Source organism: Mycolicibacter icosiumassiliensis, from assembly GCF_900078685.2.
In the GTDB taxonomy this organism is placed as follows: domain Bacteria; phylum Actinomycetota; class Actinomycetes; order Mycobacteriales; family Mycobacteriaceae; genus Mycobacterium; species Mycobacterium icosiumassiliensis.
In genome coordinates, this window is sequence record NZ_LT546166.1 from 1,999,472 (window position 1) to 2,022,231 (window position 22,760).

The window sequence follows — 22,760 nt, forward strand, 5'->3', positions numbered from 1 at the left end:
TTGAACTGACTTGAACTGACGCCACGGCACGAAAAGGAGCCTTGTCATGGACGCTTTCCACACCCACACCGGAATCGGAGTCCCGCTGCGGCGGTCCAATGTCGACACCGACCAGATCATTCCCGCGGTCTATTTGAAGCGCATCACCCGGACCGGATTTGAGGACGGCCTGTTCGCCACGTGGCGCACTGATCCGTCCTTCGTGCTGAATCTCAGCCCTTTCGACCAAGGTTCGGTGCTGGTGGCCGGACCGGATTTCGGCACCGGATCGTCGCGGGAACATGCGGTGTGGGCGCTGCTCGACTACGGGTTCCGGGTGGTGATCTCCTCCCGATTCGCCGACATCTTCCGCGGCAATGCCGGCAAGGCTGGCCTGCTGGCGGCCCAGGTGGCCCAAGATGATGTGGAACTGCTGTGGAAAGTCATCGAGCAGAGCCCGGGGCTGGAAATCACTGTCAATCTTCAAGATCGGAATATCACCGCTGGAACGGTGGTGGTGGCGTTCACGATTGACGACTACACCGCCTGGAGGTTGTCCGAAGGGCTCGACGATATAGGCCTTACGCTGCGGAAACTCGATGATATAGACGCATTCGAGGCTGCCCGCCCGGGCTGGAAACCGCGCACTCTGCCTGCTTCTTAACGGCCCGCATCGGAGCTGAATTCCGGTGGGTACGGCGCTCTCGTCAGCGTCCAAGGGCGGTAACCGGATTGCCGAATTCTCCTATAATCTCGTCTGAAATTGCGCGTGGCTCTTGGATATCAGTGGTATCAGGGTTTACCGTGTGCTCTAGTCGGCTCAAGTAGGGCCACTGGTTTCGGAGGGATTGGATGAACAAAGCAGAGCTCATCGAGGTGCTCACAAAGGAATTGGACACCGACCGCCGGTCGGCGACCGAGGCCGTCGAGCATTTCGTCAATGCCATTGTGCGCGCCGTCCACAAGGGTGAGAGCGTCACCATCACCGGATTCGGCGTTTTTGAGCGTCGTCGTCGCGCCGCGCGCGTGGCCCGCAATCCCCGCACCGGTGAAACGGTCAAGGTGAAGCCGACGTCCGTCCCCGCATTCCGCCCTGGTGCGCAGTTCAAGGCGATTGTTTCTGGCGCGCAGCGTGTCCCGTCCGAGGGTCTGGCCGTCAAGCGCGGTGCTGGTGCCAGCGCCGCGCCTGCCAAGAAGGCTCCGGCCAAGAAGGCCACCAAGGCCGCCGCCAAGAAGACTGCGGCCAAGGCTCCGGCCAAGAAGGTTGTTGCGAAGAAGGCAGCGACCAAGGCTCCGGCCAAGAAGGTTGTGGCCAAGGCTCCGGCTAAGAAGGTTGTTGCGAAGAAGGCAGCGACCAAGGCTCCGGCCAAGAAGGTTGTCGCCAAGGCTCCGGCTAAGAAGGTTGTTGCGAAGAAGGCAGCGACCAAGGCTCCGGCCAAGAAGGTTGTCGCCAAGAAGGCAGCAACCAAGGCCGTGGCGAAGAAGGCAGCGACCAAGGCTCCGGCCAAGAAAGCCGCCAAGGCTCCGGCCCGTAAGGGTCGCAAGTAGCAACGAATAGCCGAGCGCCGCGGGGTTATCCCCGCGGCGCTCGGTCGTTCACACCAGTGCTTGGGTAGCCAGCGGGCTACCGATGTGGTCGGCGGCGATCAGTCGGCCGCCCGACAGCGACAGCACCCAGGTGCTGCCCTTGCGATTACGGGACTTGTCCGGGCTGACGCCGTCGCGTTTGCACCACCAGGCGATCAGGTCCGGAATTACCTTGCCCTGGGTGCAGATAACCGGTGTGCCGCCCAGTTTGGCGATCTCCAACACCCGGCGGCGGGCCTGCTTCGGATCGTCGGCGTAGGACTCCTCGGTCAGTGTCGGCTCGTTGTGCACCGCCACCCCGAGTTCGGCGGCCAAGGGCTCCACGGTCTGCTGGCAGCGGACCCGATCAGCCGCGTACACCGCGGTAGCGCCGAAGGCCAACAGCTGATCGGCGAGCGCTTCGGCCTGTGCGCGCCCCTTCTTGTCCAGCGGTCGCCGGCGGTCGTCGCCGGAGAACCGCGACCGCCGCCCAGCGGTACCGTGCCGCACGATCAACACCGTTTCGGTGTCCGCGGGCTGCTTGGCGAACCGCCGCAATATCTTCCGGTCATAGGCGTACTGCAGTTCCTTCATTGCGGCGTCGACCGGTAGCCAGACCAGATCGTCGACCTCGTGATTGGGCACGAAGTCTCCGCCCAGCGCCTGTGCGGCCCAGTATCGGACCTTCTTGACGCCCTGGGTGACCGGATAGCGGACCGCCCCCAGCCGGCGGCCCAGCTGTGCGTGTTGGCCGGTCTCCTCAAGGATCTCCCGCACTGCGGTGACCGGTTCGGTCTCACCGGGATCGACCTTGCCCTTGGGCAGTGACCAGTCGTCGTAGCGCGGGCGGTGGATGAGCGCCACCTCAACGGCATTGCGCCGCGTCCGCCACAGCACCGCCCCGGCGGCGTGGACGACCTTGTCTACCGTCCCGGAGCCATTCGACACTGTCGTTTCGAGCACCTTGCACTCCTGCAGGTCAATTCGGGCTTATTGGGCGGTGGTGGACCGGTGGTCAGGGATTGCGGTGCCGCTCCATCAACGACGCCTGGTGATCGCGCACGGTGGCGCCGGCCTGCGGTTCCGCCGTCCACTGGCCGTCGGGCCCCAGCTCCCAGCAGCGGGTGGCCGGATCCATTGCGGAGTCGAACACATCGCCCAGCTGGGCGGTCAGTCGCGGGTTCTTCACCTGCACCATCACCTCGACCCGACGGTCCAGATTGCGGTGCATCATGTCGGCGCTGCCGATCCAGAACTCATCGATGGCGCGGAAATGGATGATGCGGGAGTGCTCCAGGAATCGGCCGAGAATCGATCGGACGAGGATGTTTTCGGAGAAACCCTCGACTCCGGGCCGCAGTGCGCAGATTCCGCGGACGAACAATTCAACTTGCACTCCGGCTCGAGAGGCGCGGTAGAGCGCGTCGATCACCTGCTCATCGACCAGTGAGTTGAGCTTGAGCCGGATCCGCCCGTTGCCGGCGCGGCGGTGTGCCGCGACCTCACGTTCGATGCGCTCGATGATCCCGGTCCGGACACCGTGCGGGGCCACCAACAGGTTGCGGTAGGAGACTTTCCGCGAATAGCCGGTCAGAGAATTGAACAGGTCGGTCAGGTCGGCGCCGATGTCGGGGTCGGCAGTGAGCAGTCCCACATCTTCGTAGAGCCGCGCGGTCTTGGAGTTGTAGTTGCCGGTGCCGATATGGCAGTACCGCCGGATCGTCGATCCCTCGCGACGCACGACCAGGCAGACCTTGCAATGGGTTTTCAGACCGATCAGTCCGTACACCACGTGCACGCCAGCCTGCTCCAGCTTGCGGGCCCACTTGATGTTGGCCTGCTCGTCGAATCGGGCCTTGATCTCGACGAGTGCCACCACCTGTTTGCCGGCCTCGGCGGCGTCGATCAGCGCGGTGACGATCGGTGAATCACCGGAGGTGCGGTAGAGCGTCTGCTTGATCGCCAGCACGCCCGGGTCGGCGGCCGCCTGTTCGATGAACCGTTGCACGCTGGTGGCGAATGAGTCGTAGGGGTGATGTACCAGCACATCGCCTTCACGCAGGGTGGCGAAAATGCTTTTGGGGGTTTCCCGTTCGGCGAACGCCGGATGGGTGGCCGGGACGAAGGTGCGGTCCTTGAGATCCGGCCGGTCTTGGCCGTAGATCTGCCACAGCGATGACAGGTCCAACAGGCCGGGCACCTCGACGACGTCGCCGGGATCGACGTCGAGTTCGCGCAGCAACAGCTCCAGCATGTGCTCGGTCATGTCGTCGGCGACCTCAAGGCGCACCGGTGACCCGAACCGGCGGCGCGCCAGCTCGCGCTCCAAGGCCTGCAACAGATCTTCGTCGCGGTCCTCTTCGACCTCGAAATCGGCGTTGCGGGTGATGCGGAACGCGTGATGCTCGACGATTTCCATGCCGGGGAACAACACCGGCAAGAACGCCGCGATCAACTCTTCCATCGGCAGGAATCGGACCGCAAAGTGACTCCCACCGACCTCGGGAAGCTTGACCGTCACCGCCAGATTCAAGCTGAGCCCGCTGACGAACGGGAACGGGTGGGCCGGGTCGACTGCCAGCGGCGTCAGCACCGGGAACACCTGCTCGTGGAAGTACACCGACAGCTGGTCACGCTCCGCCGGCAGGAGGTCGGCCCACGTCACCACGTGGATGCCTTCGGCGGCAAGCGCCGGGCGGACCGAGTCGAGGAACACCCTGGCATGGCTGGTGGCGATCTGCTGGGTCCGTTCGCCGATGCGGCGCAGTTGCTCACGCGGGGTCAGGCCGTCGGCCGAGCGCACCGACAGGCCCATCTCGTCGCGGCGTTTGAGGCCGGCGACTCGGACCATGTAGAACTCGTCCAGATTGGAGGCGAAGATCGCCAGAAACTTGGCCCGCTCCAGCAGCGGTAGTGAGGTGTCGGCGGCCAGCGCCAGCACCCGCGCGTTGAAGTCGAGCCAGCTCAGTTCGCGGTTGAGGTAGCGGTCCGCGGGCAGTTCGTCGTCGTCGCCGGCCGGAAGCGTCTCGGTGGCAGCGGGAGGGGCGGTCGGAGCGGCGTCGTGCGGACGCCAGTCAGTAGTGTCGGTACGCGTCTCGGTGAGTTCGCTGCCCTCGATTTCGTCCACCCCGAAATCATTGCTCATCGCGCGTGGTGCTGCCACCGGACTTGGCATGTGCGAGCGCGCGGGCCGTTGCCGTGCCGACTCCGAGCCGTCGCGCCACTGCCAGATCTTCCGGGGTGTCGATGTCACAGCGCAGGCCGGGCCAGGCACCGGTCAGTTCCAGCGCGCCCGATTGCCGGTGCCGCTTCGAGGAATCCCGGCCGAACCTCGGGTCCAGCGCGGTGCCGAAGGCGAAGAGCGCCGCGGTGCCCATCCCATGCCGGTCAGCGACGAAGCTGCGCTGGTGTGTCCGTGCGGCCGCAATCGCCTCGTCGAGTTCGTAGGATTGCAAAGCCGGCAGATCACCTTGCAAAACAACGATATTCGGTACGGATTCGGTCACCGAGGCTTCGGCCGCGGCAAGCGCGTTGTTCAGCGGGTCGTCGTGACCTTCCGGAGTCGGATCCTCCAGCACTTCGGCCCCCAGCTCGGCGGCGGCCGCCGCGGCGGCCTCATCGGGGGTGACCACGGTGATGTGTTCCAGTCCCCGGGCGGCCGACGCCGCGCTGATGGTGTCCACCAGCATGGCCAGCACCACGGCCTCCCGCAGCGGTGCGGGAAACGCCGGCGCCAGCCTGGTCTTGGCCACGCTGAGCCGCTTGACGGCAATGATTAGGCCGATGCCCGACACCTCGGCCTGTGTTGACTGCACAACAGACATCCTGCCAGCGCCGCTTGCGATCGCCGCTAAGGTGATGCGCCTATAGGGAGGTGGTGTGCGATGGGCGGCACCGAGGGCACGGTCGCAGTGATGGGCGCCGGCGCGTGGGGCACGGCGTTGGCCAAGGTGCTCGCGGACGCCGGCAGTGACGTCAGACTCTGGGCCCGCCGGCCCGATATCGCCGCGCAGATCAACGAGACCCGGCGCAACCCCGACTATCTGCCGGGCTTCGACGTACCCGACGCGGTGCGCGCCACCAGCGATCCGGCCGAGGCGCTGGACGGCTTGACCACCGTGGTGCTGGCCGTGCCGGCGCAGACCATGCGGGCCAACCTCCAGGCATGGACGCCGTACCTGACCGACAGTGCCACGCTGGTCAGCGTCGCCAAGGGCATCGAGCTGGGCACGCTGATGCGGATGAGCCAGGTGATCGCCTCGGTGACGGGGTTTGACACCGGTCAGGTCGCGGTAGTCTCCGGTCCCAACCTGGCGGCGGAGATCGCCGCGGAGCAACCCGCGGCCACCGTGGTCGCCTGCACCGACTCCGGTCGCGCGGTGGCGCTGCAGCGCATGCTCAACACCGGCTACTTCCGGCCCTACACCAACTCCGATGTCGTCGGCACCGAGATCGGCGGGGCCTGCAAGAACGTCATCGCCCTGGCCTGCGGGATGGCGGCCGGAGTGGGGCTGGGCGAGAACACCGCGGCCGCCATCATCACCCGGGGACTGGCCGAGATCATCCGTCTGGGAGTCGCGCTGGGCGCCAAGGGCGCTACCCTGGCCGGCCTGGCCGGTGTGGGCGACTTGGTGGCCACCTGCACATCGCCGCATTCGCGCAACCGTTCGTTCGGCGAACGGCTCGGTCGGGGTGAGGCGATGCCACCGGTGCCGGGCTCGGCGGGGCTGTTGAGCACCTCCGACGGCCATGTTGTTGAAGGCGTGACGTCGTGCCAGTCGGTGCTGGCGCTGGCCTCGAGCTACGACGTGGAGATGCCGCTGACCGATGCCGTGCACCGGGTCTGCCACACCGGGTCGTCGGTCACTGAGGCGGTGGCGCTGCTGCTGGGACGTCGCACCAAACCGGAGTAAGCCGCCCCCGCCCGGGCCGCCCGGTACCCTCTGGCGTGTGAATTCCCACGAGCGCACCCGGGTGGCCGTCGTCTTCGGTGGCCGCAGTAGCGAGCACGCCATCTCCTGCGTCTCGGCGGGCAGCATCCTGCGCAACCTGGACCCGCAACGCTTCGAGGTCGTCGCAGTAGGCATCACCCCGGAGGGGGCGTGGGTGCTCACCGACGGTAACCCCGACACACTGGCGATCACTGACCGCCAACTGCCGGCGGTGAGCACCGACTCGGGCGCCGAACTGGCGTTGGCGGCCGACCCGCAGCGAGCCGGTCAGCTCGTCGCGTTCTCCGCCACCGGGCCCGCGGAGGTGCTGGAGCTGGTCGATGTGGTGTTTCCGGTCTTGCACGGCCCCTATGGCGAGGACGGCACCATCCAGGGACTGCTGGAGTTGGCCGGGGTGCCCTATGTCGGTGCCGGCGTGCTGGCCAGCGCGGCGGGCATGGACAAAGAGTTCACCAAGAAGCTGCTGGCCGCCGACGGCCTGCCGATCGGCCCGTATGCGGTGCTGCGGGCCAACCAGGAGACGTTGTCGATCGACGATCGGGAGCGGCTGGGGCTGCCGCTGTTCGTCAAACCGGCGCGCGGCGGGTCCTCGATCGGGGTCAGTCGGGTGACGTCGTACGACGAGCTTCCTGCGGCGATCGCCGAGGCGCGCCGGCACGACCCGAAGGTCATTGTCGAGGCGGCGATCGTCGGCCGCGAAATCGAATGCGGGGTACTCGAATTCCCCGACGGCTCGGTGGCCGCCAGCACGGTGGGGGAGATCCGGGTGTCCGGTGTGGCCGACCGTGACGACTCGTTCTACGACTTCGCCACCAAGTATCTCGACGACGCAGCCGAACTCGACGTGCCCGCCAAGATCGACGACGATGTCGCTGAAGCCGTGCAGGAGTTGGCGATTCGGGCGTTCGCCGCGCTGGACTGTCAGGGGTTGGCCCGGGTGGACTTCTTCCTGACCGACACCGGCCCGGTGATCAACGAGATCAACACCATGCCCGGATTCACCACCATCTCGATGTACCCGCGGATGTGGGCGGCCAGCGGCGTGGACTACCCGACGCTGCTGGCGACGATGGTTGAGACCGCCCTGGCGCGCGGCGTGGGCCTGCGCTGAGCTATCGCGAACGCGAGCCTGCTCGGCATAGGGCGCCGAACGTGCACTCAGCGCGAAAAAGCAGATTTTTAGCCTGATTACACGCTCGGCGTGAACCGTCAGCGCGGCGGGCCCGGCCTGATCGGGACGGCATGGGGCTGCGGTCCGGGGCGCGGCCCGGGGCGACACGGGCGGTGGCGGGCGAGCTGGGTCGCTCGGCGGCCGGGCTGCGGCTGTGGAGCGACGGCGTGGGCGCAGCAGAATTTGCGGAACTGAGACGCCGCCACCTGGTCCCGGAGCCGCCGTACGGGCAGGGCGCGGCGGCCGCCGACGCCGGGGCCCAGGCGATGACCGATGTCTCCGACGGCCTGATCGCCGATCTGGGGCACCTGGCCGCCGCATCGCAGGTGACATTGGACGTGTCCACGGCGGCCCTGCAAGCCGATTATCGGGCCTTGGCTTCCGCAGCTGCTGCGGTCGGTGCCGACGCCTGGTCGTGGGTTCTGGGCGGGGGAGAAGACCATGCCCTGGTCGCCGCCTTCCCCGCCGAGGTGCCGGCCGGTTGGCGGGCCATCGGGCAGGTGCTGGACGGGCCGGCGCGCGTGCTGGTCGACGGGGCGGTGTGGGATGGCGAGGCGGGCTGGCAGTCGTTTGATTCCGGCGCCCCACTACGTTGAGACACCATGACTGCGCGTCCACTTCCTGAACTTGTCGAAAGCGGTTGGGCCACTGCGCTGGCACCGGTGACCGATCAGGTCGCCGCCCTGGGGCAATTTCTGCGCGAGGAGACAACGTCCGGCCACGGCTATCTGCCCGAAGGGCGGAACATCTTGCGGGCCTTCACGTTTCCGTTCGACAACGTCAGAGTGTTGATCGTCGGGCAGGATCCGTACCCGACGCCCGGCCACGCGGTGGGACTGAGCTTCTCCGTCGCTCCGGAGGTGCGGCCGCTGCCGCGCAGTCTGGAGAACATCTTTACCGAGTACACCGCGGATCTGGGCTATCCCAAGCCGTCCAACGGCGATCTGTCTGCGTGGGCGCAGCGGGGTGTGCTGCTGCTCAACAGGGTGCTCACCGTGCGGCCGGGCACGCCGGCCTCACATCGCGGCAAGGGCTGGGAGGCCGTCACCGAATGTGCGATCCGCGCGTTGATGGCCCGCAGTCAGCCAATGGTGGCGATCCTGTGGGGACGTGACGCGGGAACGCTGAAGCCGATGCTGTCCGACCACTGCATGGCGATCGAATCAGCGCACCCCTCGCCGCTGTCGGCGTCGCGTGGGTTCTTCGGATCGCGGCCGTTCAGCCGCGCCAACGAGCTGCTGGCGCAGATGGGGGCCGAGCCGATCGACTGGCGACTGGAGTAACGCGGTTCAGACGCTCGCGCACCCTTGCCTGAGCGGAGACGGGTGTCCCAGCGCTCGGCGAGAAAACAGCGGACTTAGCCGCGGACGACCTTGCCGGCCTTAATGCACGAGGTGCAGGCGTTCAGGCGCTGCTTGTTACCGCCGGGACGCGCGGCGTGCACGACCTGAATGTTCGGGTCCCACCGACGGCTGGTCCGACGGTGCGAGTGGGACACCGACTTACCGAAGCCGGGGCCCTTTCCGCAGATATCGCACACGGCAGCCATATGTGACACTCCTCAAAACGTCTGCTTGAGGGCCAACGACCTCAGCGGGTGGCCCGACAACCTGATCAGGATACCCGCCCGGCGGGGCAACCACCAAAACGCGCCATCCCGGCAGGACGGACGTCACCTGTGCTGTCGGCCGCAGTGGTTAGGCTTGCGGCCACCGGAGGTGGCGGCAGGAAGGTGGGCGCAGGTGGGCAACCCCGATCGTCGGCTGGATGCAGCCACCTTGCGGGACTGGGCGCACACCGCCGTCGGTGACCTGATCACCCACACCGACGAGATCAACCAGCTCAACGTCTTCCCGGTCGCCGATTCCGACACCGGAACAAACATGCTGTTCACCATGCGTTCGGCCCTGGCCGAGGCCAACACCGAGGCCGCCTCCGGCGAGGTGGGCCGGGTCGCGGCCGCACTGTCGTCCGGGGCGCTGCACGGGGCCCGCGGCAACTCCGGGGTGATCCTGTCGCAGATCCTGCGCGGCCTGGCCGATGTGACGGCCCCAAACAACCTTGACACCGCCGTCAGCGTCATCGACTCCGCCCTGCTCGGCGCCGGTCTGCGGCACGGGGTTGAGCTGGTGGTCACCTCGATGGGCGGCCGCGAGGTCCCGGGCACCATCGTGTCGGTGTTGCAGGCTGCCGCTGCGGCCGTCGAAGCGTGCGCGGCGCAGGGCGCCGAGCTAGGCCCGGCGCTGGTGGCCGGCACCGACGCAGCCGCGGCGGCACTGGAGGCGACCACCGCGCAGCTCGACGTGCTCGCCGAGGCCGGGGTGGTCGACGCGGGCGGCCGTGGCCTGCTGGTGCTGCTCGACGCCCTGCGCTCCACGATCACCGGGCAGGCGCCCGTGCGGGCGGCATACCAGCCCGCGCCGTGCCCACGGCCGCCGGAGGCCGGCACCGACGCTCCCGCGCCGCAGTTCGAGGTGATGTACCTGCTGGGCGAGTGCGGTCCCGAAGACACCGAAGCCCTGCGCGAGCGGCTGAACCAGCTCGGAGAATCTGTGGCCATCGCCACCTCCGGCGTGGTCGGCGGATATTCGGTGCACGTGCACACCGATGACGCCGGTGCCGCCGTCGAGGCGGGCCTGGTGTTCGGTCTGCCGCGGCGTATCCAGATCTCAGCTCTGGCCGGACCCGCTCGGGTGTCGCCTGGCAGCTGGGCCCGCGAGCGCGCGGTGTTGGCCGTCGTCGACGGGGAGGGCGCGCAGGACTTGTTCGACTCCGAGGGCGCCTGCGTGCTACGGCCCGACCAGCACAGTGCCGAGCCGGTCATGATGGTCACCGCCCAGCAGCTGCTGCGAGCGGTGGTGGACACCGGCGCGGCGCAGGTGATGTTGCTGCCCAACGGCTACGTCGCCGCCGAGGAGCTGGTGGCGGGCTGTACGGCGGCCATCGGCTGGGGTATCGACGTGGTGCCGGTGCCGACCGGCTCCATGGTGCAGGGGCTGTCCGCGTTGGCAGTCCACGATCCTGGCCGTCCGGTGGTCGATGACGGCTACACCATGGCCCGGGCCGCCGGCAGCACCCGGCTCGGATCGGTCCGGGTGGCCACCGAACAGGCGCTGACCTGGGCTGGTGCCTGCCGCCCCGGCGACGGTCTGGGCATCGCCGGAGACGAGGTGCTGATCGTGGCCCGCAACGTGGGCGCGGCGGCGATCGGTCTAATCGATCTGTTGCTGGCCGCCGGCGGTGAGTTGGTGACGGTGCTGTTCGGGGCGGGCATCGACGGGTTAGAAGAAGATGTCATGGACGTCTTGGCCCAGCACGTGCATGACCAGCACCCGGGAACCGAACTGGCGACCTACTTCACTGGCCATCGGGGGGACGCACTGCTGATCGGGGTCGAGTAACGATGGTGACGTTGGCCGACCGGTTGGACTGCGTGGTGGGTTCGGATGCCGCCGGCAAACTTGAGGAGTTCTTCGGTATCCGTACCGTCGACGACCTGCTGCGGCACTACCCGCGCAGCTACGTCGAAGGCACCGGGGTGCGCGGTGCGGCGGACAGCCGCCCCGCCGAAGGCGACCACATCACCATCGTCGACACCATTGGCTCGGCGGTGCTCAAAGACATGCAGCGACGCAACGGCAAATACCTCGCTGTCACCGTCGGTAGCGGCCGCAACAAGGTCAGTGCGACGTTCTTCAACCCCAAAGGCCTGCGCTGGCGGTTGACCCCCGGCACCCGGGTGATGCTGTCCGGTGAGGTCAAGCTGTTTCGGGGTGCGATCCAGCTCACCCATCCGGACTTTCTGGTACTCAAGGAAGCCGACGGTGCGGCGCAGGAACGTAACTTCGGCAGCAGTTCGCTGCGCAACATCGCCGATGCATCGCAAAAGGTCAGCGGGCAGGTCAACCAGTCGGACTTCGAGCGCAGCTGCTACCCGATCTACCCGGCGACCGCGAAATTGCAGAGCTGGGACATCTTCGCCTGTGTGCGGCAGGTGCTCGACGTGCTCGATCCGGTTCCGGACCCGCTGCCGACTGCGGTGCGCACCGAACGGGGTCTGCTCGGCGAAGACGAAGCGCTGCGCGCGATCCACCTGTCGGAGAACGCGGCCGAACGAGACCGCGCCCGTGCTCGGCTGGCCGTCGACGAAGCATTCGGTCTGCAGTGGGCGTTGGCGATGCGTCGCAACGGTGAATTGTCCGAATCCGGGTCACCGGCACCGCGCCGTGGCAACGGGATGGTCGCAGAACTGTTGCGGCGGTTGCCGTTCGAGCTGACCGCCGGGCAATGCGAGGTGCTCGGCGTGCTCGAAGGCGAACTGGCTACCAGCCGTCCGATGAATCGGCTACTGCAGGGCGAGGTCGGCTCGGGCAAGACGGTCGTGGCGCTGCTGGCGATGCTGCAGCTGGTTGATGCCGGCTATCAGTGCGCCCTGTTGGCGCCCACCGAAGTCCTTGCCGCTCAACATGCCCGATCGATACGCGACATGCTCGGGCCGCTGGCGCTCGGCGGTCAGCTGGGCGGGGCCGACAATGCCACCGCGGTGGCGCTGCTTACCGGCTCGATGTCCGCGGCCGCCAAGAAGCAGGCTCGCGCCGAGATCGCCAGCGGCCGGGCCGGCATCGTCGTGGGCACGCACGCCCTGCTGGTCGACGCGGTCGAATTCGACAACCTGGGCATGGTGGTCGTCGACGAACAACATCGATTCGGAGTCGAACAACGAGATCGGTTGCGCGCCAAAGCCCCCGACGGCATCACTCCGCACCTGCTGGTGATGACCGCCACCCCGATTCCGCGCACCGTCGCCCTGACCGTATACGGCGATCTGGAGACCTCGACGTTGCGCGAGCTGCCCCGCGGCCGCCAGCCGATCGCGAGCTCGGTGATCTTCATCAAGGAGCAGCCGACCTGGCTGGATCGGGCTTGGGCGCGGATTCGCGAGGAGGTGACGGCCGGACGGCAGGCCTACGTGGTGGCACCCCGCATCGACGAGACCGACGAGCCGAGCAAACCCGGTTCGGACGATGAGGGCGGCCGAACCTCGGCCACCGCAGTGGGGCTGTTCGATCAACTGCGGGCCGGGCCGCTGTCGGGGTTGCGGGTGGGCTTGATGCACGGGCGGCTAACCGGGGACGAGAAGGACGCGGTGATGACGGCGTTCCGCAGTGGCGGGGTCGACGTGCTGGTCTGCACCACCGTCATCGAGGTCGGTGTCGACGTACCCAATGCCACCGTCATGCTGATCGCCGACGCCGACTGGTTCGGTATCAGCCAGCTGCACCAGCTTCGCGGCCGGATCGGTCGTGGCGAGCATGCCAGCCTCTGCCTGCTGGTGACCTCCAGCGGTCCTGGATCCAAAGCGGGTCAGCGCCTGAAGGCAGTCGCAGGCACCTTGGACGGATTCGCCTTGGCCGATCTGGATCTGGCCGAGCGTGGTGAGGGAGATGTGTTGGGCCGCAACCAGTCCGGTTGGCGAGGCGGCTTGAAGCTGTTGTCGTTGGCCGATCACGGCGAGGTGATCGAGGCGGCCCGCGCATTCTGCATGCAGGCCTGGGAAACCAACCCCGATGATCGGGGATTGGCCTCGCTCGCCGCGCATTTCGCCGACATCGAATACCTGGACAAGGCATGAACCCGAGCCGCAGGACCCTGCTGTGGCTGGCCGTCGCGGCGGTGCTCGCCGTGCTGGTGGCCTACCAGGCGGTGTCAGCAGTGGGCAGGAGCAGCCGTGCCCTAGCAGCGCAGGCCGGCATGCCCACGGTGGCGGCCGGCACCGACGTGCTGGCCGGCATCACCGTCGTTCCGGTCCGCACCCACCGCTACGACTACCGCCGTTCAGTGTTCGGCGACGCCTGGGATGACGACAACGACGCGCCGGGCGGACACAACGGCTGCGACACCCGCGACGACATCCTCAACCGGGATCTGGTGGACATCACGCACGTGTCGACCAAGCGCTGCGCCGACGCGGTGGCCACCGGAACCCTGCACGACCCCTACACCAACGCCGTCGTCGCCTTTACCCGCGGCGCGAAGATCGGCGAAGCGGTGCAGATTGACCACATCGTCCCGCTGGCCTACGCGTGGGATATGGGCGCGTCCGCCTGGCCGTTCCGCCAACGTCTGCGGTTCGCCAATGACCCGGCCAACCTGCTGGCGGTCGCCGGGCAGGGCAATCAGGACAAGGGCGATGCGGGTCCTGGGCAGTGGATGCCACCGAATAGATCGTTCGCCTGCCAGTACGCCATCGCCTACATTGCGGTGCTGCGGGGCTACGCGCTGCGCCTCGATGCGCCATCAGCCGACGTGCTGCGTCAGGCAGCGGCCACCTGCCCGACCCGATAGCGGAGCATCCGTCGAGACTGAATTCCACGACGGGACACGCCGGTGCGCTGTCGCAGGATTCAGCTTCGTGGGCTCGGACTCGCGCGGAGCCCGCTCAGATACCGCTGTAGGTCAGCGGGTCTTCCCGCACCCGGGTGCCGTCATTGAGGCCGTTCAGGCTCGCCATGTGCTCATCGGCCAGCTCGAAGCCGAACACGTCGAGGTTGGCCGCGATGCGCTCGGGCTGGGCCGACCGGGGGATCACCACGTTGCCCAGTTGCAGGCTCCACCGGATCAGCACCTGCGCCGGGGTTTTGCCGTACTCGCCGGCGATAGCCGTCACGGTCGGGTGCTCCAGCAACCGGCCCACCGCCAGCGGGCTGTAGGCCTGCGTGACGACGCCGCGCTCGGCGTTGGCGGCACGTAGCTCAGCCTGGTTGAGCAGCGGGTGCAGCTCGATCTGGTTGACCGACGGCGTCTCGAACGCCAGGTCGATCACGTCGTCGAGGTGATTCTCGGTGAAGTTGCACACCCCGATGGAGCGGGCCAGTCCCAGCTCCCGAGTCTGGATGAGTCCGCCGAAGCTGTCGACGTACATGCCCAGTGACGGAGCCGGCCAGTGGATCAGGTACAGGTCCACGTAGTCCATTCCGAGCCGCTCCAGGCTGGCCTTGCAGGCTTCGATGGCGGCGGTCAGTCCCTGATCGGCGTTGGCCAGCTTGGTGGTGACGAACACCTCCTCGCGCGGGATGCCCGACGCGGCGATGGCCCGGCCCACCGCAGCCTCGTTGCCGTACACCTTGGCGGTGTCGATCAACCGACAGCCCAGCTCGAGGGCCGTCGAGACCGCACGCTCGGTTTCGGCTTCGGACAACTCGGCCACCCCGATGCCCAGCGTCGGCATGGTGCGGTCGTCGTTGAGGGTGACCGAGGGGATCGCAGAGCCCGACGTCATTTCACCTACCTGTGTAATCGAATGTTCGCGGATCGGGTCCCAATCGGGCGCCGTCGTCGAGCGAGGATATCTCGGCCATCTCGGCGGTGCCGAGTTCGAAGTCGAAGACCTCGAAGTTGCCGACGATACGCTCCGAATGGACCGATTTCGGAATCACGATATTACCCAGTTGGAGATGCCACCGGATCAGCACCTGGGCCGGTGTCTTGCCGCACCGCCGCGCCACCTCGGTGACCGCCGGATGAGCCAGCAGCGAACCCCGGCCCAGCGGTGCCCAGGCTTCGGTGGCAATTCCGAGGCGGGCGTGCACCTCACGCAGTTCGGGCTGGCTGAAACGCGGGTGCAACTCGACCTGGTTGACGACGGGAACGATCCCGGTGCCGTCGATCAGCATCTCGAGGTGCTCGGGTGCGAAGTTGCTCACCCCGATCGAGCGGATCCGGCCCTGATCTCGCAGGTGGGCCAGCGCCCGGAAGGTCTCGACGAACTTGCCGGCCGCCGGCAGCGGCCAGTGGATCAGGTACAGGTCCAGAAATTCCAGGCCGAGACGGTCCATGCTCGTGTCGAACGCCCTGAGCGTGGAGTCGTAGCCCTGGTCGGCGTTCCACACCTTGGTGACCACATACACCTCGTCGCGCGGTAGCCCGGATGCCGCGACGGCCCGGCCGACCTCACGCTCGTTGTCATACAGGGCGGCGGTGTCGACATGACGGTATCCGGCAGCCAGTGCGGTGTGCACCGCCTGCTCGGTCTCGGCGGGTGAAATCTTGTAAACCCCGAAACCGACGCTGGGGATGGAATTACCGTCGTTGAGCGTGACCGAACGCAAGTTATCTCCAGCAGCCATGACACGAAGTCTGCCAGGCGGCTTCACTTCCGGCGGGGGAGCGCGGTGGACCGACCAGCTGCGGAGCACCCTTCTGACAGTCGGCACCAAGGTGACGCCGGTGCTGCCGACCGGGATCCAGCGGCTGCTGGCCGGCGGGCGGTCGGTGACCATCGACGGCAAGACCCTGGACCCCACCCTGCGGTTGACGCTGGCGGCCCAGCATGCGATGGGCCTCAACGGCTTCGTCATCGGCGACGACGCGGCCGCCTCCCGGGCCCAGCTGCGCGAGACGACCGCCGGGCTTGGCGGCGCTGACATCCATGTCGATGTTCGCGACATCGTGCTGCCCGGCCCGGCCGGCGACATCGCCGCCCGGCACTACCGCCCGGTCGGTGGTGGCGCCAAGCCGCTGCTGGTCTTCTACCACGGTGGCGGATTCGTGATCGGCACCCTGGACAGTCACGACGCGGTCTGCCGGCTGACCTGCCGAGACGGCGACATCGCGGTGCTGTCGGTCGACTACCGGCTGGCGCCCGAGCATCCCGCCCCGGCCGCGCTCGACGACGCGTACGCCGCGTTCCGCTGGGCCTACGATCACGCCGCGGAGCTGGGTGGGATTCCCGGACAGGTGGCGGTGGGCGGCGACAGTGCCGGCGGCAACCTGGCCGCCGGAGTGGCGCTGCTGGCACGTGACGGCGGGGGACCGGCGCCCGTGCTGCAGTGGCTGATCTACCCGATGGCCGACTGCACCGCCCAGACCCGTTCGCGCACCCTCTACGGCGACGGCTTTGTGCTGACCAAACACGACATCGACTGGTTCACCGACCAGTATGTGGGCCGCTCACAGCTTGACCCGACCGACCCGCGGGTATCGCCGCTTTTGGCCGGCGACCTGTCTGGATTGCCGCCCGCGCTGGTGGCCGTCGCCGGTTTCGACCCGCTGCGCGACGAAGGTGAAGCGTTCGCGGCGGCGCTGCGCGAGGCCGGGGTGGTGGTGGACCTGCGGCAGCTGCCGTCGCTGACGCATGCCTTCATCAACCTGTTTCCGCTGGGGGGCGGCAGCGCGGCCGCGACCAGTGAGTTGATCTCGGCGCTGCGCGCGCACCTCAGCCGCGGCTGAGCTCCAGGGCTCCCGCCGGTATTCTGATCCGCAAACCGACCACCGAAGACGAGGACCAACCGACTGTGGCCAGCAAACCCAAACGCCCCGGCGCCTCCGGCCTGCGGGCCGGCGACCAGAAACGCAACCTCGCAATGCAGATCGGGCTCGTCGCCATCGTGGTGGTCTTCGCGGTGGGCCTCATCGGCTACATCGTGATGTCCAACGGTCACAAGAAGGGCGCCGGCGCCGGCGAGGCGATCCGGGTCACCTCGAGCAAGCTGATCACCAAGGACGGGACGGACGAGCCCAAGGCCGTGCTGACGTTCTACGAGGACTTCCTCTGCCCGGCCTGCGGCAATCTCGAGCGGGCGTTCGGCCCGACGGTGTCCCGGCTGATCGACAGCGGGGCAATCGCCGCCGACTACCACATGGTCGCCATCCTGGACCGGCCGCAGAACGATGACTACTCCTCACGCTCCGGAGCCGCCGCCTACTGCGTCGCCGACGAGAACAAGGACGCCTTCCGCCGGTTCCACACCGCGCTCTACACCGAGCAGCTGCAGCCGTCGGAGATCGGGACCGAGTTCCCCGACAACAAGCGTCTGATCGAGCTGGCCCGCCAGGCCGGCGCTGCCGGCGGTGTGCCGGCCTGCATCAACAGTGGGAAGTACCTGAAGATGGTGGGCGGTATGGCTGCGGCTGGGGGCATCCACGCCACCCCCACCCTGCGCATCAACGGCGAGGACTACCGCCCCTCGACTCCCGAAGCCCTGGTCTCCAAGATCCGCGAGATCGTCGGTGACGTGCCGGGCATGGACGCACCGAAACAGGAGTCGTGACGATCACGGCTTCGGCGGTCGAGCCGCCCCAAGAGGCGGTGCCGATCGCGGCGTCCCGGGCTTGGGCGGTGCTGATCGGCGGCGTCATCGGATTGGCAGCCTCGGTCACGTTGACCGTCGAGAAGATCAAGCTGCTGATGGACTCGGGGTACGTGCCGTCGTGCAACCTCAACCCCGTGTTGTCCTGCGGCTCGGTGATGGTCACCCCGCAGGCGTCGGTGCTGGGGTTCCCGAACCCGCTGATGGGGATCGTCGCCTTTACCGTGGTGGTCGTGACCGGCGTGCTGGCCGTCGCGAATGTGCCGTTGCCGCAGTGGTATTGGACTGGGTTGGCGCTCGGCACGTTGGCCGGCGCCGGGTTCGTGCACTGGCTGATCTTCCAGAGTCTGTACCGGATTGGGGCGCTGTGCCCGTACTGCATGGTGGTCTGGGCGGTCACGGTGTGCCTGCTGGTGATATTCGCAGCCCTAGCATCTGAGCAGGGTGGTATACGCAAAAATTTGCAGCATTTGCACCGATGGCGTTGGACCATCGCTGCGTTATGGTTTATCGCGTTATTTCTGTTGGTATTTATTCGGTTTCAGGATTACTGGATAACGCTGCTGTAGGGGTGGATGTGATCTCCAAAGTGCTGGTGGCCAACCGCGGAGAGATCGCTGTCCGCGCGTTCCGGGCCGCCTGCGAACTCGGGGTCGGCACGGTGGCCGTCTACCCGTATGAGGACCGCAACTCGCTGCACCGGCTCAAGGCGGACGAGTCTTACCAGATCGGCGAAGAGGGCCATCCGGTACGCGCGTACCTGTCCGTCGATGAGATCGTCGGCACCGCGGTGCGGTGCGGGGCCGACGCCGTTTACCCCGGCTACGGATTCCTTTCGGAGAATCCTCAACTGGCGCAGGCCTGTGCCGATGCCGGCATCACCTTCGTCGGTCCCAGCGCGGCCGTGCTGGCGCTGACCGGCAACAAGTCCCGCGCGGTGGCTGCCGCGCGGGAAGCGGGACTGCCGGTGCTGGCGTCGTCGGCGCCGTCGTCCTCGGTCGAGGAGCTCCTTGCCGCAGCCCAAGACATGACCTTCCCGCTGTTCGTCAAGGCGGTTGCCGGTGGCGGGGGGCGCGGGATGCGCCGGGTCGCCGATATCGACGCGCTGGCCGACGCGGTAGAGGCGGCCAGTCGGGAAGCGGATTCGGCGTTCGGCGACCCGCACGTCTACCTCGAGCAGGCGGTACTGCGCCCGCGTCACATCGAGGTGCAGATCCTGGCGGACAACCACGGCAACGTGATCCACCTCTACGAGCGGGACTGCAGCGTGCAGCGCCGGCATCAGAAAGTCGTCGAATTGGCGCCGGCGCCCAATCTCGATCCGGCGCTGCGCGCCAAGATCTGCGCGGACGCCGTGGCCTTCGCGCGCCATATCGGCTACACCTGCGCGGGCACCGTGGAGTTCCTGGTCGACGAGCGCGGCCACCACGTGTTCATCGAGATGAACCCGCGCATCCAGGTAGAGCACACCGTCACCGAGGAGATCACCGACGTCGACCTGGTGTCCTCCCAGCTGCGGATCGCGGCCGGGGAATCGCTGGCGGACCTGGGCCTCTCGCAGGAATCGATCACGCTGCACGGTGCCGCGTTGCAATGCCGGATCACCACCGAGGACCCGGCCAACGGATTCCGCCCCGACACCGGACGGATCAGCGCTTACCGCAGCCCGGGCGGGGCGGGGATACGCCTGGACGGCGGCACCAACCTGGGTGCGGAGATCAGCGCCCACTTCGACTCGATGCTGGTCAAGCTGACCTGTCGCGGCAAGGATTTCCCCACCGCGGTGAAGCGGGCGCGCCGGGCGATCGCCGAATTCCGCATTCGTGGGGTCGCTACCAACATTCCGTTCCTGCAGGCCGTACTCGACGACCCGGACTTCTCCGCCGGCCGCATCACCACCTCGTTCATCGACGAGCGCCCGCAGCTGCTGACCGCGCGTTCCTCGGCCGACCGCGGCACCAAGATCTTGAACTACCTGGCCGACGTCACCGTCAACAGTCCGCACGGCACCCGGCCGTCGGCGGTGTATCCGCGTGACAAGCTGCCCGAGCTGGATCTGTCGGTGCCGCCGCCGGCGGGTTCCAAGCAACGGCTGGTCGAGCTGGGTCCCGAAGGCTTCGCCCGCTGGCTGCGGGAGTCGCGGGCCGTCGGGGTCACCGACACCACGTTCCGGGACGCCCACCAGTCGCTGTTGGCCACCCGGGTGCGCACCAGCGGATTGGTCAAGGTGGCGCCGTACGTGGCCCGCACTATGTCGCAACTGCTGTCGGTCGAGTGCTGGGGTGGCGCGACTTACGATGTGGCGCTGCGGTTCTTGAAGGAAGACCCCTGGGAGCGGCTGGCCGCGCTGCGCGAGGCGCTGCCCAACATCTGTCTGCAGATGCTGCTGCGTGGGCGCAACACAGTCGGGTATACCCCCTATCCGGAGCTGGTGACTTCGGCGTTCGTCCAGGAGGCGACCGAGACCGGTATTGACATCTTCCGGATCTTCGATGCGCTCAACAATGTCGACTCGATGCTTCCGGCCATCGACGCGGTCCGCGAAACCGGCAGTGCGGTAGCCGAAGTCGCCATGTGCTACACCGGGGATCTGAGCAGTCCGGGTGAAACGCTCTACACGCTGGACTACTACCTCAAGCTCGCCGAGCAGATCGTAAACGCCGGCGCGCATGTCTTGGCGATCAAGGACATGGCGGGACTGCTGCGCCCTGCCGCGGCAACCACATTGGTGAGCGCGCTGCGCAGCCGCTTCGATCTGCCGATCCACGTCCACACCCACGACACCGCGGGCGGTCAACTGGCCAGCTACGTCGCGGCCTGGCAGGCCGGGGCGGACGCCGTCGACGGCGCGGCTGCGCCCCTGGCGGGCACCACCAGCCAACCGGCGCTGAGCTCGATCATCGCCGCGGCAGCCCAGACCGACTACGACACCGGGATCTCGCTGGACGCGGTGGGCGACTTGGAGCCGTACTGGGAAGCGCTGCGAAAGGTGTACGCGCCGTTCGAGTCCGGACTGGCGGCGCCGACCGGGCGGGTCTACCGCCATGAGATTCCCGGCGGCCAGCTGTCCAACTTGCACCAGCAGGCCAAGGCGCTGGGATTGGCGGACCGGTTCGAGGACGTCGAGAGCAACTATGCCGCCGCCGATGCCGTACTGGGCCGGCTGAGCAAGGTGACCCCGAGCTCGAAGGTGGTCGGCGATCTGGCACTGGCCCTGGTCGGCGCCGGTGTGAGCGCCGACGAGTTCGCCGCCGACCCGTCCCGAGTTGATATCCCGGACTCGGTGATCGGCTTCCTGCGCGGTGAACTGGGCGACCCGGCCGGTGGCTGGCCGGAGCCGTTGCGGACCAAAGCTCTGGAGGGTCGCGGCCCGGCACGGGAGATGCAGCAGCTTTCGGCCGACGACGAGGCGGTGTTGGCGACGTCTGGCCCGCAACGCCAGGCCCGGCTGAATCGCCTGCTGTTCCCCGGCCCCACAAAGGAATTCGAGTCGCATCGGGAACTCTACGGCGACATTTCGCGATTGTCGGCCAACCAGTTCTTCTATGGCCTGCGCCAAGGCGAGGAGCACCGGGTCAAGCTGGAGCGTGGGGTGGAGCTGCTGATCGGGCTCGAGGCCATCTCCGAGCCGGATGAACGCGGCATGCGGACCGTCATGTGCATCATCAACGGTCAACTGCGACCGGTCGAGGTGCGTGACCGCAGCATCGCCAGCGAAGTGCCGGTTGCCGAGAAGGCCGACCGCACCAAGGCGGGTCATGTCGCGGCACCGTTTGCCGGTGTGGTCACCATCGGGGTGGCCGAGGGGGAGAAGGTCACCGCCGGACAGACCGTGGCCACCATTGAGGCGATGAAGATGGAGGCGGCCATCACCGCGCCGGCCGACGGCACCGTCGCGCGGGTGGCCGTTGCCGAGACCGCACAGGTCGAAGGCGGAGATCTGCTGGTGGTGCTGAGCTGACCCGCATCGTCGGCGGTGCGGCCGGGGGACGACGCCTCGTCGTGCCGCCGCGTGGCACCCGGCCCACCACCGATCGGGTGCGTGAGGCGCTGTTCAATGTGCTCGATTCCCGGATGGGGGTCACGCAGCAACGCAAGGAACTTGCGGCGGTGCCCGTTCAAGGCGGACCCGACCTCGTTAACCACCTCATCGACCGGGATCTGTTCCGACGTGGCCCACGCAGCTACCCGCGCCACCTGCCGATCCAGATCGGCCTTCTGCTCCGCCGACCAGACCCGCGCATACACCGCCGTCCGCCGATGCTGGACTGGCTCGGCCATCGCATCCCTCACCAGGATCAGCCGACCCACTCGTTGCGCCGGGACAGGCAACCGGCCCGCGTGAAACCAGCGACACGCGGTCACCCGCGCAACACCGTTGCGCTCAGCCCACGCCGCAAGATCCATACACCTGTTCCTACAGCACACCACCGACAACTACCGACCACTCACCACACAACAGCTGACAACCCTGTGGGGTTTGGGTAGTTCAGGCGGGTCGTCTGAATACTTCGCGTTCGAGCCGAGCCAAACGCTCAGCGACGGTTCCTGATTCGCCGTGATCCTCGGCGTGCAGCCGATCGACGGCCCACACTCGGATAAGGGTCGATAGCGACATTCCCGCTTTGCGGGCGGCCTGGCTCAGGCGCTCATGCTCATCGGCAGCCAGGCGCACCGAGACCACAGTCTGGCGGCCGAGATTCGGCCGGCTCGTCGTGACATGCTCAGGCGCCGGGCCTCCCGAGTATGCCTCCGCGCGTGCGCCTTCGTCGGCGAGTAGATCGTCAATCCTGCTCATTCTTACTGCTCCTCACTGTAGAGGCCCCGGCCCTGTTGATTTGCGATCCAGGCGTTGCTACCCCACCAGTCGCCGTCCGGGGGCTCATCGGGATCAGCATCGGCGGACACCAAAATTACGGTCAGCACCGCACGCGCCGACGGCGAATAGCCGATCACCCGAACCGACTAGCCCGACCGACTGGCCGGGTCTGGCACTTGCCACAC

20 protein-coding genes and 3 pseudogenes are annotated in these 22,760 nt (G+C 67.4%); 14 read left to right on the forward strand and 9 right to left on the reverse strand.

What is annotated here, in order from left to right; all coding sequences use genetic code 11:
• Positions 1–46 precede the first annotated feature (46 nt).
• Both leuD and BN4346_RS33515 read left to right on the forward strand, forming a co-directional pair.
• The gene (gene leuD / locus BN4346_RS33510) at positions 47–643 is read left to right on the forward strand and encodes a 3-isopropylmalate dehydratase small subunit (protein WP_067971363.1); all 597 of its coding nucleotides are present in this window, start codon (positions 47–49) and stop codon (positions 641–643) included.
• Between the two features lie 188 nt (positions 644–831).
• Entirely contained in the window at positions 832–1,527 is a 696-nt protein-coding gene (locus BN4346_RS33515; protein WP_067971365.1) for an HU family DNA-binding protein, read from the forward strand.
• Positions 1,528–1,575: 48 nt separating this feature from the next.
• On the opposite strand, the gene mutT1 is transcribed toward BN4346_RS33515, so the two are convergent.
• The 3 genes from mutT1 to cofC are packed head-to-tail and all read right to left on the reverse strand — an operon-like array spanning position 1,576 to position 5,369.
• A complete protein-coding gene (gene mutT1 / locus BN4346_RS33520; RefSeq protein ID WP_067971367.1) occupies positions 1,576–2,508 on the reverse strand; it encodes an 8-oxo-(d)GTP phosphatase MutT1 in 933 nt (310 codons plus the stop codon).
• Between the two features lie 52 nt (positions 2,509–2,560).
• Positions 2,561–4,690 (reverse strand): RNA degradosome polyphosphate kinase, encoded by a 2,130-nt coding sequence (locus BN4346_RS33525; RefSeq protein ID WP_067971371.1) that lies wholly within the window; start codon positions 4,688–4,690, stop codon positions 2,561–2,563.
• Complete coding sequence (cofC, locus tag BN4346_RS33530; protein WP_067971373.1) at positions 4,680–5,369, reverse strand: 2-phospho-L-lactate guanylyltransferase; 690 nt, start codon at positions 5,367–5,369, stop codon at positions 4,680–4,682. Before cofC ends, BN4346_RS33525 begins: the two co-directional genes overlap by 11 nt.
• A gap of 60 nt (positions 5,370–5,429) precedes the next feature.
• Between cofC and BN4346_RS33535 the strand changes: the two genes are divergently transcribed.
• The 4 genes and pseudogenes from BN4346_RS33535 to BN4346_RS33550 all read left to right on the forward strand — a co-directional run bounded on the left by BN4346_RS33535 (position 5,430) and on the right by BN4346_RS33550 (position 8,951).
• Entirely contained in the window at positions 5,430–6,458 is a 1,029-nt protein-coding gene (locus tag BN4346_RS33535) for an NAD(P)H-dependent glycerol-3-phosphate dehydrogenase (protein WP_067971376.1), read from the forward strand.
• 37 nt (positions 6,459–6,495) lie between these two features.
• Positions 6,496–7,608 carry a D-alanine--D-alanine ligase family protein gene (locus tag BN4346_RS33540; RefSeq protein ID WP_067971377.1) on the forward strand — a complete coding sequence of 371 codons (1,113 nt, stop codon included), beginning with the start codon at positions 6,496–6,498 and terminating at the stop codon, positions 7,606–7,608.
• A gap of 137 nt (positions 7,609–7,745) precedes the next feature.
• Positions 7,746–8,264 (forward strand): annotated as a pseudogene (locus tag BN4346_RS33545) (thiamine-phosphate kinase); the annotation flags it as partial.
• A gap of 6 nt (positions 8,265–8,270) precedes the next feature.
• Complete coding sequence (locus tag BN4346_RS33550; RefSeq protein ID WP_067971379.1) at positions 8,271–8,951, forward strand: uracil-DNA glycosylase; 681 nt, start codon at positions 8,271–8,273, stop codon at positions 8,949–8,951.
• A gap of 74 nt (positions 8,952–9,025) precedes the next feature.
• Here BN4346_RS33550 and rpmB read toward each other — a convergent pair whose 3' ends face one another.
• Complete coding sequence (rpmB, locus tag BN4346_RS33555; RefSeq protein ID WP_024443272.1) at positions 9,026–9,217, reverse strand: 50S ribosomal protein L28; 192 nt, start codon at positions 9,215–9,217, stop codon at positions 9,026–9,028.
• A 193-nt stretch (positions 9,218–9,410) separates the two neighbouring features.
• On the opposite strand from rpmB, the gene BN4346_RS33560 reads away from it, so the two are divergent.
• The 3 genes from BN4346_RS33560 to BN4346_RS33570 are packed head-to-tail and all read left to right on the forward strand — an operon-like array spanning position 9,411 to position 14,013.
• On the forward strand, positions 9,411–11,069 hold the full coding sequence (locus BN4346_RS33560; protein ID WP_067971382.1) for a DAK2 domain-containing protein: 1,659 nt from the start codon (positions 9,411–9,413) through the stop codon (positions 11,067–11,069).
• Between the two features lie 2 nt (positions 11,070–11,071).
• Complete coding sequence (gene recG / locus BN4346_RS33565) at positions 11,072–13,300, forward strand: ATP-dependent DNA helicase RecG (RefSeq protein WP_067971384.1); 2,229 nt, start codon at positions 11,072–11,074, stop codon at positions 13,298–13,300.
• Entirely contained in the window at positions 13,297–14,013 is a 717-nt protein-coding gene (locus BN4346_RS33570) for an HNH endonuclease family protein (RefSeq protein ID WP_067971386.1), read from the forward strand. Before recG ends, BN4346_RS33570 begins: the two co-directional genes overlap by 4 nt.
• A gap of 94 nt (positions 14,014–14,107) precedes the next feature.
• Here BN4346_RS33570 and BN4346_RS33575 read toward each other — a convergent pair whose 3' ends face one another.
• Together BN4346_RS33575 and BN4346_RS33580 are read right to left on the reverse strand one after the other, a co-directional pair.
• On the reverse strand, positions 14,108–14,947 hold the full coding sequence (locus BN4346_RS33575; protein ID WP_067971388.1) for an aldo/keto reductase: 840 nt from the start codon (positions 14,945–14,947) through the stop codon (positions 14,108–14,110).
• A gap of 1 nt (position 14,948) precedes the next feature.
• A complete protein-coding gene (locus BN4346_RS33580; protein WP_208863235.1) occupies positions 14,949–15,794 on the reverse strand; it encodes an aldo/keto reductase in 846 nt (281 codons plus the stop codon).
• Between BN4346_RS33580 and BN4346_RS33585 the strand changes: the two genes are divergently transcribed.
• From BN4346_RS33585 to BN4346_RS33605, 5 genes and pseudogenes are all read left to right on the forward strand, one after another.
• A complete protein-coding gene (locus tag BN4346_RS33585) occupies positions 15,793–16,896 on the forward strand; it encodes an alpha/beta hydrolase (protein WP_067971390.1) in 1,104 nt (367 codons plus the stop codon). The two genes, BN4346_RS33580 and BN4346_RS33585, sit on opposite strands and share 2 nt — an antisense overlap.
• Before the next feature lie 65 nt (positions 16,897–16,961).
• A complete protein-coding gene (locus tag BN4346_RS33590) occupies positions 16,962–17,717 on the forward strand; it encodes a DsbA family protein (RefSeq protein ID WP_067971393.1) in 756 nt (251 codons plus the stop codon).
• 2 nt (positions 17,718–17,719) lie between these two features.
• A complete protein-coding gene (locus BN4346_RS33595; protein WP_078058628.1) occupies positions 17,720–18,325 on the forward strand; it encodes a vitamin K epoxide reductase family protein in 606 nt (201 codons plus the stop codon).
• Between the two features lie 8 nt (positions 18,326–18,333).
• Complete coding sequence (locus BN4346_RS33600) at positions 18,334–21,717, forward strand: pyruvate carboxylase (RefSeq protein ID WP_067972346.1); 3,384 nt, start codon at positions 18,334–18,336, stop codon at positions 21,715–21,717.
• Positions 21,714–21,842: pseudogene (locus BN4346_RS33605) on the forward strand (RsmD family RNA methyltransferase); the annotation flags it as partial. The gene BN4346_RS33600 and the pseudogene BN4346_RS33605, both read left to right, overlap by 4 nt.
• Here BN4346_RS33605 and BN4346_RS33610 read toward each other — a convergent pair.
• The 3 genes and pseudogenes from BN4346_RS33610 to BN4346_RS47660 all read right to left on the reverse strand — a co-directional run.
• Positions 21,834–22,163: pseudogene (locus tag BN4346_RS33610) on the reverse strand (recombinase family protein); the annotation flags it as partial. The pseudogenes BN4346_RS33605 and BN4346_RS33610 sit on opposite strands and share 9 nt — an antisense overlap.
• Positions 22,164–22,245: 82 nt before the next feature.
• The gene (locus tag BN4346_RS33615; RefSeq protein ID WP_067971399.1) at positions 22,246–22,554 is read right to left on the reverse strand and encodes a plasmid mobilization protein; all 309 of its coding nucleotides are present in this window, start codon (positions 22,552–22,554) and stop codon (positions 22,246–22,248) included.
• A 2-nt stretch (positions 22,555–22,556) separates the two neighbouring features.
• A complete protein-coding gene (locus BN4346_RS47660) occupies positions 22,557–22,712 on the reverse strand; it encodes a hypothetical protein (protein ID WP_154677583.1) in 156 nt (51 codons plus the stop codon).
• Positions 22,713–22,760 lie beyond the last annotated feature (48 nt).